Annotated in this window: 13 protein-coding genes; 5 read left to right on the top strand and 8 right to left on the bottom strand. The window is 63.9% G+C overall.

From position 1 onward, the window contains the following. The first annotated feature begins 8 nt into the window (after nt 1-8). From OOT43_RS11020 to OOT43_RS11000, 5 genes are all read left to right on the top strand, one after another. Complete coding sequence (locus OOT43_RS11020; protein ID WP_266020629.1) at nt 9-248, top strand: hypothetical protein; 240 nt, start codon at nt 9-11, stop codon at nt 246-248. 124 nt (nt 249-372) lie between these two features. Continuing rightward, the gene (locus tag OOT43_RS11015; protein WP_266020628.1) at nt 373-693 is read left to right on the top strand and encodes a hypothetical protein; all 321 of its coding nucleotides are present in this window, start codon (nt 373-375) and stop codon (nt 691-693) included. Between the two features lie 25 nt (nt 694-718). Then, complete coding sequence (locus OOT43_RS11010; protein ID WP_266020627.1) at nt 719-1201, top strand: hypothetical protein; 483 nt, start codon at nt 719-721, stop codon at nt 1199-1201. Between the two features lie 14 nt (nt 1202-1215). Further along, nucleotides 1216-1380 (top strand): hypothetical protein, encoded by a 165-nt coding sequence (locus OOT43_RS11005; protein WP_218808026.1) that lies wholly within the window; start codon nt 1216-1218, stop codon nt 1378-1380. A gap of 159 nt (nt 1381-1539) precedes the next feature. Next, nucleotides 1540-2835, top strand: a complete 1296-nt coding sequence (locus OOT43_RS11000) for an ammonium transporter (protein ID WP_266020626.1) — start codon at nt 1540-1542, stop codon at nt 2833-2835. A 60-nt stretch (nt 2836-2895) separates the two neighbouring features. On the opposite strand, the gene OOT43_RS10995 is transcribed toward OOT43_RS11000, so the two are convergent. From OOT43_RS10995 to OOT43_RS10960, 8 genes are all read right to left on the bottom strand, one after another. After that, on the bottom strand, nt 2896-3210 hold the full coding sequence (locus tag OOT43_RS10995) for a P-II family nitrogen regulator (RefSeq protein ID WP_266020625.1): 315 nt from the start codon (nt 3208-3210) through the stop codon (nt 2896-2898). Nucleotides 3211-3269: 59 nt separating this feature from the next. Then, nucleotides 3270-4826 (bottom strand): efflux transporter outer membrane subunit, encoded by a 1557-nt coding sequence (locus OOT43_RS10990; protein ID WP_266020624.1) that lies wholly within the window; start codon nt 4824-4826, stop codon nt 3270-3272. Between the two features lie 36 nt (nt 4827-4862). Then, nucleotides 4863-7310, bottom strand: a complete 2448-nt coding sequence (locus OOT43_RS10985) for a HEAT repeat domain-containing protein (protein ID WP_266020623.1) — start codon at nt 7308-7310, stop codon at nt 4863-4865. A gap of 31 nt (nt 7311-7341) precedes the next feature. Then, nucleotides 7342-11376: a class II glutamine amidotransferase domain-containing protein gene (locus tag OOT43_RS10980; protein ID WP_266020622.1), complete on the bottom strand. Its 4035-nt coding sequence runs from the start codon at nt 11374-11376 to the stop codon at nt 7342-7344. Nucleotides 11377-11789: 413 nt separating this feature from the next. Then, nucleotides 11790-13172 (bottom strand): (Fe-S)-binding protein, encoded by a 1383-nt coding sequence (locus OOT43_RS10975; RefSeq protein ID WP_266020621.1) that lies wholly within the window; start codon nt 13170-13172, stop codon nt 11790-11792. Between the two features lie 303 nt (nt 13173-13475). Continuing rightward, nucleotides 13476-13979, bottom strand: coding sequence for a cupin domain-containing protein (locus OOT43_RS10970; protein WP_266020620.1), 504 nt, complete (start codon nt 13977-13979; stop codon nt 13476-13478). A 72-nt stretch (nt 13980-14051) separates the two neighbouring features. Next, entirely contained in the window at nt 14052-14447 is a 396-nt protein-coding gene (locus OOT43_RS10965; protein ID WP_266020619.1) for a DUF1761 domain-containing protein, read from the bottom strand. 240 nt (nt 14448-14687) lie between these two features. Then, nucleotides 14688-17804 carry a hypothetical protein gene (locus tag OOT43_RS10960; protein ID WP_266020618.1) on the bottom strand — a complete coding sequence of 1039 codons (3117 nt, stop codon included), beginning with the start codon at nt 17802-17804 and terminating at the stop codon, nt 14688-14690. Between the last annotated feature and the right edge of the window lie 22 nt (nt 17805-17826).

Below are 17826 nucleotides of genomic sequence, written 5' to 3'. Positions count from 1 at the left end.
AGGCAGCCATGCAGGTGACGACCATCCTGGTCAACGACGTCCCCAAGGCCGTGGTCCGGCCCAACGACCGCAAGGATCTGGCCCGCTTCCTGCGCAACGGCCGCGCCTATTTCACCGCCGACGCGCCGGAGGCGGAACTGAGCCACCGCCCGGCCGACGAAGCCGAGGCGGCGCGCTGGCGCTCCGCCTACCAGCTGCATCTCGCCTGGGGCGGCAGCGAGGAATGGTTTTTCGGTGTGCCCTTATAGCTTGAGCCCTCATCCCCTTCCCCTCCCCTTCTCCCTCTGGGAGAGGGGAAGGGGAAGACTGCTTTCCTAGGCTAATAAACGCGGATATTCCACTGCATTTTTGTAGATTTAATCGGAGAGACCCATGTCGTTCATCATCAGCATCGAAGGCGAACACGCCGCCCTCGCGTCGGAAGACGAAACCGCCGATGGCATCGCGGCGGCGCGCGAAGTGTTCGCGCGCAACGAGGCGGACCCGCTGGCCTGCCAGCTCGCCGTTGAAAAAATGGAGAAAGACGAACTGCTCAACCGTGAAGAGGCGCTGCTGTGCCTGATCTGGGACGAGGCCGAGGAAGCCGCCTTCCGCGCGGTGACCTTGGGCTGGCTGAGCCGCGCCGTCGACATCAAGCTTGCGGTGCGGGCCGACGCCGTCACGGACGCCGCCGTTTCGAGTCTGACGCATTGAACCCATCTCACCATCGGGAAAAGCCATGATTTATATCGTCGAAGTCACCGCTCCGGGCAAGGCGAATGCCTGGTTCGCATTCGACCGGGAGGATTTTTCCCTCAAGGTCCGCGCCGCCAAAGAACGGGAAGGCCGCGTGATCTTCGCCGCGGCGACCCCGCGCGGATTGCTCGAAGCCGCCGGTTTCACGCCGGACTCGCCCGAAGCGGGGGCCAGCCACGGCTGGATCTTCGAGCTGGCCGACAAGCACGGCTGGGACACCGAACTGTATCGGGCCGACGAGCTGCTGGGCGAGGGCGTCTATGAATCCGAACCGGTCTCCGAGTTCGAAGCCTGCGTCGCCGCCTTGGCGGAAGGGCTGGAGGGCTGCCGGGTCTACCTGTCGGACCAGTCCGCGATGAACGCCCTCTACGGCGACCCGTTCTACCAGGGCCGGGAGGGCTTCCCGGCGCACATGGCCCTGCGGGAACAACTGATCGCGATGGAAGTCATTTCGGACGATATGTGAGCTTGGGGGCCGCGATGACTGTAGAGCAATTGATCCAAGCCCTGCAAGAAATGCCCAAAAACGCCGTCGTGCTCTACGAGGGCGATGCCGGCTATGCCTTGGTCGGCGGCGTCGGCCTGCAGCAGAACGGCAACGGGGTGCCGGACGAAGCGATTCTGTTCCCCGACATGAACGAGTGATCGCATCCCGGCGGAAAGCCTCCTCGAATCTTGGCACACCCGCCTAATCGTGGTTTCATTGCACCGGTTTTGTGCAAGCGGTCTCCCGGAGGGATGATAATCCGGCAGAGACGGCTTCCGGTTGGCGTGGGCCGCGCCACGACACAGACGGGGGGAGCGATGGGGCAAGGTCCGAAATTCCGTGGTTTCAGCTTGTTGGGATGCCTGATGGTGGCGCTGCCGCTCGAGGCGGACGAGCTCAATGCAGCGGATACCGCATGGATTCTCACATCGACCGGCTTCGCCTGGTTCATGACGGTGCCGGGGCTGGCCTTGCTTTACGCCGGGCTGGTCCGCACCAAGAACGTCCTCTCCGTCCTGGCCCAGTGTTTTGCCGTCGCCGCCCTGGTGTCCCTGGTTTGGATGGGTGCCGGCTACAGCCTCGCCTTGGGCGGGGGTGAGCCTTCGTCGCTGTGGATCGGCGGTTCGTCCAGGCTGTTTCTGCGCGGCCTGACGGCCGATTCGGCGGTTGGCCGCGTGTCCGAAGCGGCGTACTGCATCTACCATCTCAGCTTCGCCGTGCTCGCACCGACACTCATGGTCGGGAGCTTCGCCGAGCGCATGAGGTTTTCGGCCGTGCTTTGGTTCACCGCCTTGTGGACGCTGCTGGTTTATGCGCCGGTCTGCCACTGGCTGTGGGGCGGCGGCTGGCTGGCACGCTTCGGCGCGGCGGACTTCAGCGGCGGCGTGGTGGTCCATGCGACCGCCGGCGTTTCCGCCCTCACCGTAGCCTGGCTGATCGGGCCGCGGCGCGGTTTCCCCGATGCGCTCATGCCCCCGCACAATCTGACCCTGACAGCAGCCGGCGCTGGCATGCTGTGGATCGGCTGGCACGGCTTCAGCGCAGGCAGCGCCTTGATGACGAACGGCGCGGCGGGACTCTCGATGCTGAATACCCACCTGGCGGCTTCCGCCGGCGCGATGGCCTGGATGGGCGCCGAGTGGGTGCGCTTCGGCCGTCCGACCCTGCTCGGGCTGGTGACCGGCATGATCGCCGGTCTGGTTGCGCTGTCGCCCGCGGCGGGTTATGTCGGGCCGCAGGGTGCCCTCATCGTGGGCGGCGCGGGTGGGCTGGCCTGCTTCTTCGCGATCCCGTGGATCCGGCGCAAGCTGGAAATCGATGATGCCCTGGACGTATTCCCGGTGCATGCGGCCGGCGCCCTGCTGGGCGTGCTTCTCACTCCGCTGGTCGCCGGCGGGGGTTGGGGAGGCTCGGGATTTCCGGGCGATTTAGGGTTGGGGCAGCGGATCGGTGTTCAGCTTGCCGCGATCGCCGCCGCAGGACTTTGGAGCGGCACCGCCAGCTATTTCGTGCTCAAAGGTCTGGATCGCTGGCTGGGACTGCGCGTCGGCCCCGACGAGGAAACCGAAGGCCTGGACTTGAGCTCGCACAACGGCAAGGGCTATTACTTCTGAATGAGTAAAAGCCAGTTCCGTAAGGGCCAATCCACATTTAGGAGGCCGGGAGGGGGGAGGTCAGCCCACGGCCTCTTCGCCGATTTCCAGCGTGCGGATGCGCACGGCCTGCTCCGGCTCGAAGACCAATATCCGGGCATCGTCGGCCGCCTCCGTGCCCAGGATGCCGATGATGGATTCCACGATGGTGTCCGCCAGGCGTTCGGCGGCGAGGATCTCCAGCTTGAACAGGCAGTCGTCGGTGCGGGACCCGTGCCTCTCGAACGCATCGCCGAAAATGCGGCTGATGGTGAGGCCGGTTGCGCCGATTTCCAGCAAGGCCTCGCGGGCTTCATCCAGCTTTTGCGAGGATATGATCGCGGTCACCAGTTTCATTATCCTGCCCCCTCTTGCAAGACCGGCGGCGACGTACGCTCGCCGGTCCCGGTTCGTTTCTAGTTGATTTCGCTGCCGACCGGTTCCTCGAGCAGATCGTTCCAGTCGGTGCGCTGCCGCATTTCCTTCTTTACGCCGGGCGGCAGCAGTTCCCGCCCTTCCCGCAGTTCCCAGCCGCCGCCCAGCGCCTTGTACATGGCGATGACGCTGCGGGCGACGTCGCCCCGGCTGGCGGTCAGCCGGTCCTGCTGCTGCACCAGGAACAGCTCGGAATTGAGGACCCGCGTGTAGTCTTCGAGTCCGTTCTGGTATTGCCGCAGAGCGAGTTCGGCGGCTCGCTGTGAAGCCCGGACGCCGTCCTCCAGGCTGGCCACCCTTTCCTCGGCCTTCTTGAAGGCGATGATCGCGTCTTCCACCTCGCGCAGGGCGCGCAATACGGTGCTGCGGTAATCGGTCAGGAGTTCCTGGAATTTGGCGTCCTGGACGCGGACGTTGTTGGTCAGCCGTCCGTACTGGAATATCGGCCAGATGACGGTTGGTCCGAATTTGCCCGCCAGCCCGGAAGGGCTGATGGCATTGGCCACGTCGAGTCCGTCGATGCTGCCGGAATTGAAGCCGACGGTGCCGACCAGGGAAAGCCGGGGGAGAAGTTCGCTCTCGGCGATGCCGATCTGGGCGCACTGGGAGGCGGCTTTGTATTCCTGGGCGCGTACGTCGGGGCGGCGGCGCAGGATATCGGTCGGGATGCCCATGGCGATCTCCGACCGGGCGGCGGGGATGTCGCTGTCCGGGCCCAGTTCCTTGTCCAGGTGGCTGGGCTGCATCCCCAGGAGGACGCTCAGTGCGTTCTTCGACTGGCGCAACCCCACTTCGAGGCTGGCGATTTCCGCCAGGGTCGCCTGCCGCAGCGCCTTGGCCTGCTGCATGTCGAGTTCGGTGCTCAGGCCGTTGCGGAACTGCGATTCGGCGATGCGGAAGCTGCGCTCCTGCAGGTCGGCGTTGCCCCTGGCGAGAGCCAGGCGTTGATGGAAAGTGCGTATCTGCACGTAGGCGGCGGCGACTTCGGCGGTCAGGGTCACCACCATGTCGTCGTATTCCAGGGTCGACGCCGCCATTTCCGCGCCGGCGGCATCGATGCCGCGGCGGAAGCGGCCCCAGATGTCGAGCTCCCACATGGCGTCGAATCCGGTTTGGAAGTAGGTGAACGTATGGAAATCACTCCCCTGGTAGTAGGGCGAGAATTCGCTGATGCGCTCGTAGAACGTGTCCATTCCCACATTCTGTTTTTGCGGGAACAGATAACCTTTGGCGATGCCAAGCTGGGCGCGCGCCTGATAGATGCGGATCGCCGCCTTCTGGACATCCAGATTCTGCCGGTAGGCCTTTTCGATCAGGCGATCGAGTATCGGATCGTGGAACAGTTTCCACCAGGTGCTGAAGTCGCCGGCCTTTGCGGTTTTCTTCGGCGCATCCAGCCAGGCGTCGGTGAGTTTGATTTCCGGGCGGTGGAAATCCGGGCCGATTTTATTGCAGCCGCATAGCAGGAGTCCCGCCCCGGCAGCAATCGCCAGACGCTGCAACAGGGCGCGAGCCAGATCGAACAGGGTAGTGCGCATACGTGATCTCCCGAGCCGGTTCCGGGTCGAAGCCTCTCAGGATTCGGCGGAAGTGATCTTGATGGGGACCACGGCCGCAGCGGGCGCTTGGCGCCGGTTGCGGATGTCCGCCGCCGGATTGGCGCGGCGGTTGGGTTTTGCCGAAGCCGTGCCGTCGCCGGCACGGGCGAAGCGGGGAGACAGTCCGAAGCCGTATTGCGCCACGATCAGGATCAGCAGTGAGAGCGGCCAGAAAACGAGCCAGAAGCCGTAAGTGGATTTGACATACTCGAGTATGCGCATGAGCAGGACGTGTTCCTGGGTTTGCTTCAGGTATTCCTCGTATTCCTGGCCGTCGTATTCCTCGAGAAACTTGAGGAATTGGAAGAATTCCCCGCTGCGGTGGTTGCCGTAGGCCGATCCGAGATAGGCGCGCAGCGCCTTCAGCGGCTGTTGCAGGCGTTCGGGATTGGCGCGGTAGCGCGCGGCGAGGTAGTCGACCACGTCCTCCACGTTCTCCGCCTCCTGCGGCAGGGTCATGTGCGGTACCACATAGCGCAGCAGGCCCGGGCGGCTGTGGGTATATTCGTAGATATGGTTCAGGTAATGCAGCAGGATGCCGATGGATTCCTGTGACTCCGTGGCGAGAAGCACCTTCAGCGCCTGGGTTTTGACATAGGGCTCCTCGGGGGTTTCGCCCAATATTTCGATGAGGCTTTGCACCGCCGCCTTCTCTTCCTCGCTTTTCCAGGCTGGCGCGGCCTGTCCCATGACGGAGTGCACCGTGGCGCCGTCATTGAAGATCAGGTCGAGGACGTAAAGGGCTTTCTGCCGGTCGCCGACGGTCGCCAGTGCGTAGAGGGCGAAGACCCGGGCGAAGGTATCCGCGTTGGTCCGGTAATTCACCAGCATCCGGACGATCTCGGTGAACTTGCGGTCGTTGGCGCTCTGCATGTCGGTGATCTTGAAATTGCCTACGGCGATCGCCGCCAGCCGCCTGACTTCCGGGTGGGAGTCCTGCATGAGCTCGAAGATCAGCGGCAGGGTGTAAGGATCCTTGCGCTCGGCGAGATACCAGGCCAGATTGCCGCGCACGGCGGGATTCTTGTCGATGACCATGGCGTCGACGGCATCGGGCAAGCCCTCTTCGAAAGCCCGGACGATTTTTCCGTAGTCCTCCGTGGCGAGACCCATGACAGGCTGCCCGGCTGCGGGAACCCGGTTTTCGAGGCCGATGCGGATGAGGCTGTGCCGCAGGTAATCCTGCTCGTAGGCGGCGCCCGACAGCTTCCCCAGCGGTGGATATTTGTCCCGGTTCAGGAAGTCCGTGACGGCGACGGGTTCGACCGTGCCGTAGAGGGGGCGCACGCGCCGCTGGAACGTCTGTTCCAGAAACCGGTCGAGCCTGGCCTGTGAGTAGTGGATCTCGGAAATGGTCTTCTTGCGGTAGTCGAGCAGAGGCTGCAGGCCTGGCCGGCCGATGCGCGAGAATCCCCTGAGAATCGCATTCCGCTTCTGCAGGTAGAGGCTGAGGAACTCGTGGTTCAGGCGTTTCTGGCGGGGATATTCGCTGTCCAGCGCCTCGTAGAGATTGATCAAGGGCTTGACCAGCCTGACGTCGCTGGAGAAACGGTCCACCATGAAATCGATCAGCTCGACTTTATGGGTCTCGTCGACTTCGCCGTCTTCGAGCAGCTGGAGCATCACGCGAAACAGTTCCTCGGCCTGTTTCGAGCGGAAGGCCTCTTCGTCCCGGTCGGTCAGCCGCCAGGTCTCCAGGATCGTGTGGTAGCGCGCCTCGGAAATCGCCCCGTCGTGCAACAGGTTTTCGACGTTGTCGCGGACAACGGCGTGGCGGCGCATGCCGGTGCTGTTCACGGCAATTTCGTTAAGGCTGGCGAGCATCTCGGAGAGGTCGCGCTCCTGCTTCTCCCGCAGTGCGATGAGCACGTCGCGGATGTGGGAGTCGTGAGCCATCAGCGGTTCGACGTCGCTCCAGCTCAGGCTGGGGCGGACATTGCCCGCGGGCCTCGTACTCCCTCCCGCGAGGGCGGGCTCGGTCGGTGCGGGGGATCGCGCGGCGCCGCCGACGGGCAGGCCGGCGATCCACTCCTCCCGCAAGTCGGCGTCAGAGAGCGGTTTGGGCTGGTTGGCGGAAAGCGCGGAGAACGGGCGGTCGCCGTAGGGCACCTGGGTCATGGTGTACAGATAACCGCCCAGGAACAGATGGGCGACGGTCAGGCTTCCGTAACCGATCTTGCCCCAGAATCCCGCGACCAGGGTTTCGAGCGTGAGAAACGCCAGGCCGAAGGTGAAACAGAGCGTGACCAGATAAGGGTTGAGGTCCGAACCCAGCGCCTGGGCCGCCAGTCCCAGACCGGCCAGCAGCAGCAGCGCGGCCCGGTACAGCCGGACGATGGCGTTTCCGCGGCTTTGCATCAGGCGGTAAAGAAACAGATTGAGCAGGATCGCGGCGAGAAAACCCGCGGCAGCGGTCAGCAGCATGACAGTCACCTCCGGTCTGTGTGGCGGCGCGTCAGGCGGCCGCTTCCAATGGGTTCTGCGAGCCGAGGCGGTAATGATGAGCCAGGTAATGCCGCTGCTCCGGACTCAGGCCGCCCAAGGGGACAGCCATCCTCAGGCCGGCGCCTTTGTTGTCGATCAAAAGGCAGGGCTCCCCGTCCACGCGGTCCAGACTCCCGACGAATTCGCCGGATTGGGCATCGCCCGGCTCGCTGACCAGTCTGCCGCGGTCGCTGCCTCGCCCGGGTTTCAGCACCACCTCCTGCACCCGTCCCAGCGGCTGTTCCAGGACGGCGTGGCGGTTCAGATGTAGGGCGAGATGGTGTTCGGAAAACACCAGCACGGCGAAGGAATCGTCTGGCGCCTGTTCTTCCGTGCGCAGCGCATCGAAGGTCGATCTCGGGACCATGGTCCGGGTGTGGATGTCCATCGGCGAGACCGGATGTTTCGTGGACTGGATCTGGGCCTGGTTGGCGGTGTCGGCCTCGCCGGCCAGGTTCGTCAGGTCCAGCCCGTTGCGCAGGAACATTTCGTGCGCCATGCTTGCGCCGGGTATCCAGCGGATCACGTCCCACAGCGCCCGGTTGACGATTTCCTTGCGGTGGAAACCGATTACGAACTCGGTGACGAGACCGTCGCAGAGATCGATGAGGCGGCGGTTGATGAGGCGGAACACCTCCGGGGACAGCTTGCCGTCATATCTGGCCCGCAAGCCCGCCAAGCTGTCGGACAGCACTGTCTGGCAGGGCCGCGAAGCGCCGGCATAGCAGGAGCCCTGGCGCACCTTGTCCCGCGACTGAGGCTGGCCGCCATTGAAGCGGATGCCGCCGAGCTGGGCGTAGACCATGTTCTCCTCCGCGGCGTTGTTGGCCTCCTCGATGCCCATGCGCTCGTCGGGCAGCCGGTGGATGGTCACTACGCCGCGATGTGCCCGGATGCCGTAGCGGTGCAAGGCGTCGCGTACCGTATCGGCCCAGTAGAAGAAGGGGGTCAGGAACGCCGGCATGTTGGAAAACAGAGTGGCGTTGTAGCGCTCGACGATGCGGGCGATGTATTTGCGATCGATATAGACTTCCGCCCGCGCGCCGATCCGCTCGAACACCGGCCGGCCCTGCCAGCGGCGGACGCCGAGATGGATCAGCCAGAGCGCGGTGAGGAACAGCGCCGCATCCAGCACGTGGGCTGCGAGGCCGACGCCGGCCAGGAAGTCGAGCGGGGAGAACAGAAGGCCGAACACCGGCATCCCGAAGACCGTGGCGACCACGATGTAGGCCGCGAAGATGGCATAGGAGCGGACGAATTCCACCTGGTTTTCCGCCCGCGCCGTGGCTTCGCGGTTCAGCGCGTCCGCATCCGGCGAGGCGATGGGTTCGCCGGATGCGTTGAACCCGACCCGGTTGGGAATGTCGACGCCGTAAACCGCGGCCTGGAATTCCCGGAAGGCTTTGATGTCGGACATCTGCAGATCGCTGCGCAGGTCGAAGTCGCCGCCTCGCCCGGTCAGGACCTCCCGGTTCAGCGTGCTGTAGGCTTCGATGGCTTTCCTGGTCAGGCTGATGAGAATTTCGGTGAGCACCGCCTGAGTCGCTACCGGCACGATGGTCGCCGCTTCGGCCCGTCGCCGGCCGCTGGTGCCATCGGGCGAAAGGTGGCTCAGGTTGACGAAGGTGTTGGGCAGGATCGGATCATCGGGCCGATAGCCCTGGCCCAGTGCTTCGGTCATGGAGTTCAGGAAGGACTGGGAGAGGACGAAGCAGCGCTCAGCGCCGACCAGGTCGCGCGCCTTGCGCACCACGGCCAGGGTCGACTGGGTCTGGGCGGAATTGCTGACGCCCAGGAACACGGTCGAGGGGCCGTAGCAGCCGATGCCCTCCCGCTGGGTGCGCTTCATTTCCTTCAGCACGTTGCCGGAGTTTTCCGCCCGGATGCGAAGGCCGGGCAGAACGGAGTGCAGGGCGATCGCGAATTCGTTGAGTAGATCCTGATTGAAATCCACGCCGTAGAGCACGAGATCGTGCATCCGCGGGTCCCGTCGGGGATCAAGCAGGTTCTGGAACAGCAGTTGGCTGAGGCGGTCCATCGCGGCGTGGTTCTCGCCCCCCGGTTCGAACGACTCCACGATGCGTTTCAGGACGAAAGGAATTTCGCGGAGGTCTTTTTCGACGGCGTTGCCGGGCGCCGGAAGGCGGTGGATACGGCTGATCTTGGCGTTGTTGTTGACCTGGAACCAGTTGGAAAGGCTCGGGGTTTCACGTCCTTCGCCCACGGGCTGCAGCGCCTTCGGCGAAAGGACCGGAGGCCGCGAAAAATCATCGCCAACTTTGGCCCGATCGTAGATGCGGATGAATTCCGAAGGGCTTGCCGCCCGATATTCGATCGTGGCGTACTGGCCGTCTTCCAGATAGATCTGCAGCGCATCGTCGTCAGGCTCGCCCTGGTGCAGGGCCGATGTGACACCCAAGGGTTCGGCGCTGCCGAAGACCTCCCCTCGCGTTCGGTTGTGGCCGAGGGAGAAAGCCTGGGTCAGGGAAAATACCCCCATGCGAGGTTCCAGAGTTGAGCAGACCATCAGCGCGAACTCGCCGACCAGGTCGCGCGAAGCGGTGCGCATCACCCAGGTCAGATCGTGATGGCAGAAGGCTTCCTCGAATGCCGCCAGAAAGGCGTCCAACGTGTCGGCGGACAGGGTGGCCCGGACTTCGTTCGCCAGCGCCTCGCGCAGGCGGCGTCTGGCTTCGGCGGAGAGGTCAGCGACGGACCGCGCCGGTGCCGCCAGGGCGTGCCGGCCCAGCTCCTTGCGTATGTTCAGCAAGGCGAGATCGGCGGCTTCCGCCCAGCGCAGAAGCAGATCGAGGTTGAAATTTCCGCTGACTATGTCCCGGTTGTAGTCCAGTGCGGCGGTGAAATAGGCATAACGCAGGGCCTTGTAGGACAGTCCCTGGGTGTAATTGAAGTCCGCCCATTCGGCGACGCTGCGGGAGTCCGAGTCGCCTTTCGAACTGGTCCTGGGCATCATGCTCAAGAACACGGCGCGGGCTTCCTGCTGAGTGAAGAAATGCCGGTGTTTCGCGCCGTCGAGGGTGAACTCGAGGTACACGCCGTCCATGTCGCCGTTGTGGGCGATCATGTTGAAGACTTCGCCGGGTTGGGAAACCATGGCCTGGTCTTCCACGCGATGGTGCATCATCGCGTCGTAGTATTCGTACCAATGCGGCTGCGCGTTGTGCCAATGGGTCGCGCCGCCGGTGGCGTAACGCAGATGGAGGAGGATAGCTTCGAAGTCCTGGGGCCGCCGGTAACCTTCGCGTCCAGCCTTGCCGAGCAGGCCGTCCAGGCGCTCGGACAGCACGCCCACGATATCTTCCCGCTTGCCTTTGACGACCTTGTCGAATATCACCGACTGGGCGCCGCCTTTGTCTACCAGCACCGAGAATCCCGCCGACTGGCCGCCGCGGGTCGAGGCCTCGCGTGCCAGTATCCTCGCCATTTCCCGTAGACGGTCCGATACCAGCAGGGGAGAGCTTTCTTCCCCGTCCAGCCCGCAACGGACCGCGAATGCAGGGCCGCATGCCCAGTAAGGCGCGGCGCCGCGGACCAGGGCCAGGAGGTCCGGTACTGAAAGCATCGCAAGGATCGAGCTGGCGCAGAAACAGGTCCAGGCGAGCAGTGCCACAATGCCGTCATAGCTTTCCAGGCACCGGGAAGCGGCGGCGAGCGTCAACAGATTGGCGAGGATGCCAGCCGCCGCGACTATCCGGCAGCGCCACCCATCGCACGGGGATGCCGGAATGCGGGGTGGATGCGAGGACAACTGGGGAATGGGGCCGAATGGCAGAAGGCTCCTGCCGAGGTCTCGGAACGGGATTCCCTCCAGAATCGTCGCAGCGGAGAAAGCGGACCGGTCGCGGGTAACCGCGAACAAGGCGAGCGCATGGCCCAGGCCGTGTACCGCCAGGGCCAGGGCATTCGTGAACCGCAACGGGGCCAGCATGAGTTCCAAAAGAACTCGCGGCTTCGCGCGCGAAGCCGGAACGATGCTTCCTGTCATGGCATCAATCCTCGGGTATGGTGCAAGGGCCTCCGGCATCCTTTCGCCATGGCGAGGGCCGGGACTCCAGGCGGCGTCGGCATGCCAAATCGCAGGTGCATCGATCCGGGCAGCTCGAACCGCTAATTATTTTTGTAAGTGTCGATTCAATACGAGCAGGCTTACGTTAGAGCATGGAGAGAGGTGCGTCAATATGTCACGCACAGAAAAAGTGCGACGCACCAAAAGAGTGCGAGACTTTGATTGTTAGTGGTGCGATCGGCCGGATTTTCAGGGAGGCGGGCCTGAGACTGAAGGACAGCCGTGCCGTTGCATCGTGTCGTTCGCGCAGGACGGCACGAGCGTGCACTATCCAATGCATGGCGTGGGGCGGGAGAATGGCTTCGCCAAGAACGGTCGAAATTGGAGTTCGGTCAAGAGCGCTGAGTGTTCGCTTCGCCCGCTTCCCGGCCGCCGTTCGCCAGCGCCGCCTTCAATACCCTTGCCAAGTGTACGCCCTCCCGCCGTGCGCCGTCGCGGATCTGGTGGCGGCAACTGGTGCCGTTGGCGATCAGTAAGGTGCCTTCGTCCGCTTCGCGTATCCGCGGCAGCAGGGCGAGTTCGGCCATCTGCATGGACACTTCGTAATGCTCGGCTTCCAGTCCGAAGGCGCCGGCCATGCCGCAGCAGCTCGATTCGATGAATTCCACCTGCAGCTCCGGCACCAGCCCCAGCACCTTGCGCATCGACTTCATCGCGCCGAAGGCTTTCTGGTGGCAGTGCCCATGAACCAGGGCCTGCGCCTGCGGCAAGGGGCGGAGCGGAAGTTCGAGCCGCTTGGCGTCGTGTTCGCGGGCCAGGAATTCCTCCAGCAGCAGGGCGGATTTGGCGACGGCGGCCACGGCATCGCCCAGTCCCAGCGAGTAGTATTCGTCGCGCAGCATCAAGAGGCAGGACGGTTCCAGGCCGATGACGGGCAGGCCGCGCTCGGCATAGGGCCGCAAGGCTTCGACCATGCGTTTTGCCTCCGTCCGCGCCTGCTCGACCAGGCCGTGGGACAGGAAGGTGCGGCCGCAGCACAGCGGGCGTTCCCCGGCGAGCGGCCGGGCGAGATGGACCCGGTAGCCGGCGACGGTCAGCACCTCCAGCGCCGCCTGTGCGGTTTCCGGCTCGAAATGATTGGAGAAGGTGTCGACCAGCAGGACGACCTCGCGCCCGTCGGGGTTACCGGCGGGTTCGGCCGGGGCACCGGCGAGGAACTCGATCGGTGAGCTCAGGGGCAGCGAGCGTTTGGCGGCGATGCCGAACCCGCTTTCGCCCAGCTTGGCCAGCAGCGGCACCCGCTCGCGCAGCCTCACCAGCCAGTTCAGCCGGGCCAGTTTTCCCGCCCAGTGCGGGATGTGCGCCAGCATGCGTTCCCGCAACGGCGCGCCGCCGCGCTGTTTCCAGCGCTGCGCCAGCGCTTCGATGCGCAGCAGCGCCATGTCCACGCCGTTGGGGCACTCCCGCTTGCAGCCCTTGCAGCCCACGCACAGGTCCATGGCCGCTTCCAGCTCCGGCCCGACGAAGGGTTTCGGCCCGTATTCGCCGTTCAGTGCCGCCTTCAGCGTTTGGGCCCGGTGGTGAGTGGAGTGCGCCGCATCCTGTGTGACCCGGAAGCTCGGGCACATCACGCCCTTTTCGGAGCGCTGGCACTGCCGGTTGCCGATGCAGACCGCTGCCGCCTTACCGTAGGCGCCGCCTTCGGAAGGCACGGCCGCATAGGCATCGCCCGCGCCGTAGCTGTCGTAGGCCGACCAGTCGAGTTGAGTATCCATGCCTCTAAGCCTTGCAAAAATAAATCCATCCAAGCAGGAGTGATGCCATGCCGGCGGACTCATGCAAGTCATTGGTTTTATGAGGCGGCATGGCTCTTGGGTAGGTCGTCGACTGTACGAAGTGCGACAAGGCAACGGATCTGCAGGTCTTTCCGATTAGACGCTGAACACCTCTGCGGATCGGGCCGAACAGGTTTCGGTCTGGAATCCGGGCGCCCAGGTTGCTTAAGCCGCGCGCCGCAACATCGTTATCGATGCCAGTCGTCCCCTTGTCGTTTTCCGGCATCCGGCTCGGGCCGCGTACTAGGGTTCGCCGTCCCAATAGTCGAGGCTTTCACCTGAGCGATGGACGACGCCCAATGGCTTCCCCGACGCGAGGCCGCTTTTGACCAGAAATTTCTCCGAATCAGGGTATTCGCAGATCTCCGGCATCTCCTGCGTACTGATGGACAGGTACTTCAAGGGTGCGTCGGAGGTATTGATGATCTGGTGCGGATACTCAGGCCCTGGGGGGATGAAGACGACATCGCCTTGTTTCAGGGGCAGCGCTTCATCTGCGACCCTGAGAGTGCCGGAGCCCTCCATGATGACGAACATCTCCTCTTGCGCATGATGGAAGTGGTAAGGGCTGCCGCGCTTGCCGGGCGGGAGTATGTCGAACGACGCACCGAGCTTTTTCGCGGCCGTGCCTTCGGCCAGGCTGGAACCCGTGCTGTCGTAGTGCGGCTCACGGACGAGGGGGTGCATGGGAACCTCGCCGATATTGCGAACCAGGAGAACGGCTAAAACCTTTGCTCTTTCCGGCATGTGAATTTCTGCTGAAGTTGGAGGCTCATAGCGCTCGCGGTCGGGTCGGGCGTCGTTACCCTCATGCCCGCGCTATGAGAGCCAGTAAAGAACGGCCGAACAAAGCGACAGGCCGAGCAAATGGTAGGAGCCGACGACCGCCGCATATTTCATGGGCCTGCGCATATTCGGAGCAACCGCGTTGACGGTCGTGATGGCCGCCCCGTACCCGAGGCCCGCAGCGAATCCCACGCGGAGAAACTCTGCGAGTGACTGTGCATGCGCGAGAGTGGCGAGATAGTCGGTCGCAAAGGCGGCGGCCAGGCAGCCCAGCAGAGGGACGATGTAATATTCAGCACTTGGCCGCCATTTCGTTGGATGTTCGAAGCCCACCGCGTCATCCCATTGCTTTCCGAATAACGGGGTAAACCAGAAGCCGCCTAGCAGAAAATACGCTAATCCCGCAGCGAAAGCCGGGATCAGCTCCATATTTGTAACTCTGAGCGAAGACAAAAAATTGAGAGCCGGCAAATAAGCATCTTACTTCCTCCAGAACGCCGGAAACCGCGTTAGTGATAAGGAGCCTCCGATCACAATGCGGTAGGGACTGGGCTCCAATATATATTGTCGCCCAATCCCCCCGATTGTTATGAGTTCCCATCCTTGGGCGTGGCAGGAAAAAACGCTGCCAATCCTCAAACGCCGGCCGCATTCAACCGGATGTCACACCTACCAGGTGTCCGGTCCGTCGAGTGCGCCGCCGATGACGGCGGAGTTCTTGTACTGCCACAGCCACTTTCGCGGCGGACTGACCCGATACTTCGAACGGCCCGCGAGCTGTGTTTCGGTACTGTCCCGCGTCCAGTAAGCGATCGACTCGTCGTGCGTCAGCAGCAGCTCCTTCGCCAGGTTCGACAAGTTGGCCTTCTGGGCGGCATCCGTCGTGAAGTACGCGCCGAGCGATATAGGAATCGCAACGTCGATGGCGTGCTCGAATCCGTTCCACGGATTGAAGCCATCGGCGTCGCCCGGCTGGCCGAAGCTGTAGGCGATGTAGTAAGGGTAGTACCTGCCGATCGACATGGGGCCGGACTCCCCGCCCTGGAGCACCGTGATGCCGCGGGTGGCCTCGCATTGTGCGAGGTCCACCAGCGCGGGGGGAACGGATGCGTGGCTCGTCGCCTGGTAGCTCCTGAGGAAGCCGTGGGCCAGGAGGCTCGACATCCAGGGCGAGAACGTGTGGGTCTGTCCTTCCGGCGGATAGTTGAAGCATCCGTTCGGTGTGTAGCCGTCCAGCGGCGAAGTCTGGCGCAGCCGCATCGCATCGATGCCTGCATTCACGACGCCGCGTTGATGGGCGCTCCCCGTCAGCTCCGCATCGACCGCATGCGCCAGCAGTGCAAAGCCCAGGCCCCGCTCGGTGTGGGCCGTGCCCGTGAGATCGACGTGGAACTCCATCAGCCAGGAGATATACCCGATCTTCCGCAGGACCGTGGCGTCACCCGTCAGCAGGTAATTCGACAGCAGGCTCTCGCTGTACGAATACTTGACGTCCTGGTAAGGATTGAGCGGGTCCAGGTTCTTGAGCTTGAACGACCCGACGCAGTACGGGTAATACGTGCTTGCGCAATCTTCCGGCCCGTAGATGTTCTGCGCATAGTGGTCGGCTGCCCGGTGCGCCTCCCTGAGCATGTCGGCATTGCCGGAGCGGAGGTAGGCGTTGTAAAAGCCGCCGGCCCGGTCGTAGAGCCACGGTTCCGCGTCGGTATAGAAGTTGACGATGTCTTCCGCCGCCGTGACCGCCCAGTTCTGCTTCCGCCAGTGCTGGTTGACCACGGAGTAGAAGAAGTCCTCGGTGGCCTGGTCGGACGCCGCCAGATACGGCAGGCGCCTGTCCGTGGCATATACCAGGGGAAAGACGTTGGTGCAGGCCACGTAGTAGGGGGGCAGCGACGCGAGCACGCTCGGTTCGTGGATCGTGAGGCCGCTGGTGTTCACGGCGGGCGCGTAGGTACCGTCGTCGACGATGCGATAAGTGTCGCGAACGGGTATTTCGGTCGCGAGGGTCCGCGTGCGGGACCGATTAATCCAGACACTGACGACCTTGGGGTTGGCATCTGCAAACGCCATGTCGAATTGGATCAGCACGCTCCGGATCCCCGGATTGCCGGAAGCCACCAGACCGCTGCAGAGCAGACGCTGGTCCGGCATGTGCTCCCAGGCGCCCAGGCTGCGGACGAAGGCGGGAATTTCCTCCCCGTCGGCGCCCATCACGCGAACCTCGTCCGTGCTGACGAGCGTACCGGGCGGCAGCGGGAAGCCGAACGATACCCGCCGGGTCTGGCCGATGGCGTCGGCGGCGGGTATCAGCTCCACGTTCACGCCCCGCATCTCCGTGTTGGCGGCTGGGCCATCCGAAGAGACATCATTGCGCAGATCCATCTCCGCCGTCATCGAGCGGTAGCGGGTGGGACGCAGGGCGAAACCCACCTGTTCGAGATCGCCGGTGACCGGGTCGGGCGTCGCGGTCGGGCTCGGCGTCGAGGTCGGACCGGGGGTCGAGGTCGGTCCGGGCGTGGACGTCGGCCCCGGCGTTGCAGTCGGAGTCGGCGTCGGAGTCGGTTCTCCGCCGGCCGGCTGCTGGACGACGTACAGGTGGGCGGCGTCGACCGTCACCGTCGCCGTGCCGTCATTGGCTCGCTTCAATTGGAAGAACACGCGGTCGAGCTGCTGCCGGCCAGTATCGAGCGTCAGGAACACGTCCACGAGGTTTTGGGATACGGGGAACGCCTGGCATTTCGAGCGGGGTTCGCTGTCTGTCTCCAGGTAGGCGATCGAACAGATTTCCACGCCGCTGCTGGCAGGACTGGCGCCGTCCACCCGAATGCGGGCCTTGACCGTAAGGGAATCCCCGAGCGGGCCGCCGCCGTAGGGGTAGTCATGCGACGCCGCGATCCGTCCCCAGGCATTGATATCCGCACGGAGACTGGCGTTCCCCTCGATCGGGTTGACCGTCGTCCGCGCCACCGAGCCGTCCGCCGGGTACAGGGGCTCGAACCCCGAAGTCGAAGTCTCGAAGCTGCCGTCCGGGAGCAGGTCGACGAGCTGATAGCCGTCCGGAACCGGCGGAAGCTGGCCCGAAGGCGGCGGCGTGCTGCAGGACTGGGTAGTGGGCGGGCTGGGCGTCGTGACGTCCGGACAGTCCGTCGTCATCGCGCAGGAGCGCGACTGCGTGCCGTCGGTGCCGCATGCGCTCCAGTCGCCGCACGACCAGACGTCCGCCGTGCAGCTCGGCGGGGTGGGGGCGGCTTCCTGTACCAGCAGGTGGGCATCGTCCACCGTGGCTTTGATCGAACCGGAATCGTTCAGCTGAAACTGGAAGATGACGCTCGACAACCGGCGCCCCGAGGTACTCAGTGGCAGCAGGACCTCCACGACGTTTTTCGACACCGGGAACTCCTGGCATTGGGTCAAGCGCGACCCGTCATCGTGAAGATAGGCGATCGAGCAGACTTCCAGCTTCTTGCCGGCGGCGCTCGCACCGTCGACCCGGAGCTTGGCCTTCACCGTCACCGAATCCGCGAGCGGGCCCGCCGCATACGGATAGGCATGGTAGCGAACGATGCGGCCATAACTCTTGACCGTGACCTTCAGGCTGCTCTGGCCCTCGATCGGGTTCGAGAGCGTTCGCGTGACCGAACCGTCCACCGCGGACTCATTGGTTTGAAAGCCCCCGACGGAGGTTTCGAAGCCAGGGTCGTCGACAAGGTCGGTCACCGTTCCCGCTTGCACAGCGGGAGCGACCAGCCCGAAAGTAAGAAACACAAAATACGTAATCAATTTCATCGTGGCCTCCATATCTTAAAGT

Origin of the sequence: Methylococcus mesophilus (genome assembly GCF_026247885.1) — a bacterium.
Lineage (GTDB): Bacteria > Pseudomonadota > Gammaproteobacteria > Methylococcales > Methylococcaceae > Methylococcus > Methylococcus mesophilus.
The sequence above is the reverse complement of the archived record's forward strand: the minus strand, read 5'-3'. Positions and strand labels throughout refer to the sequence as shown.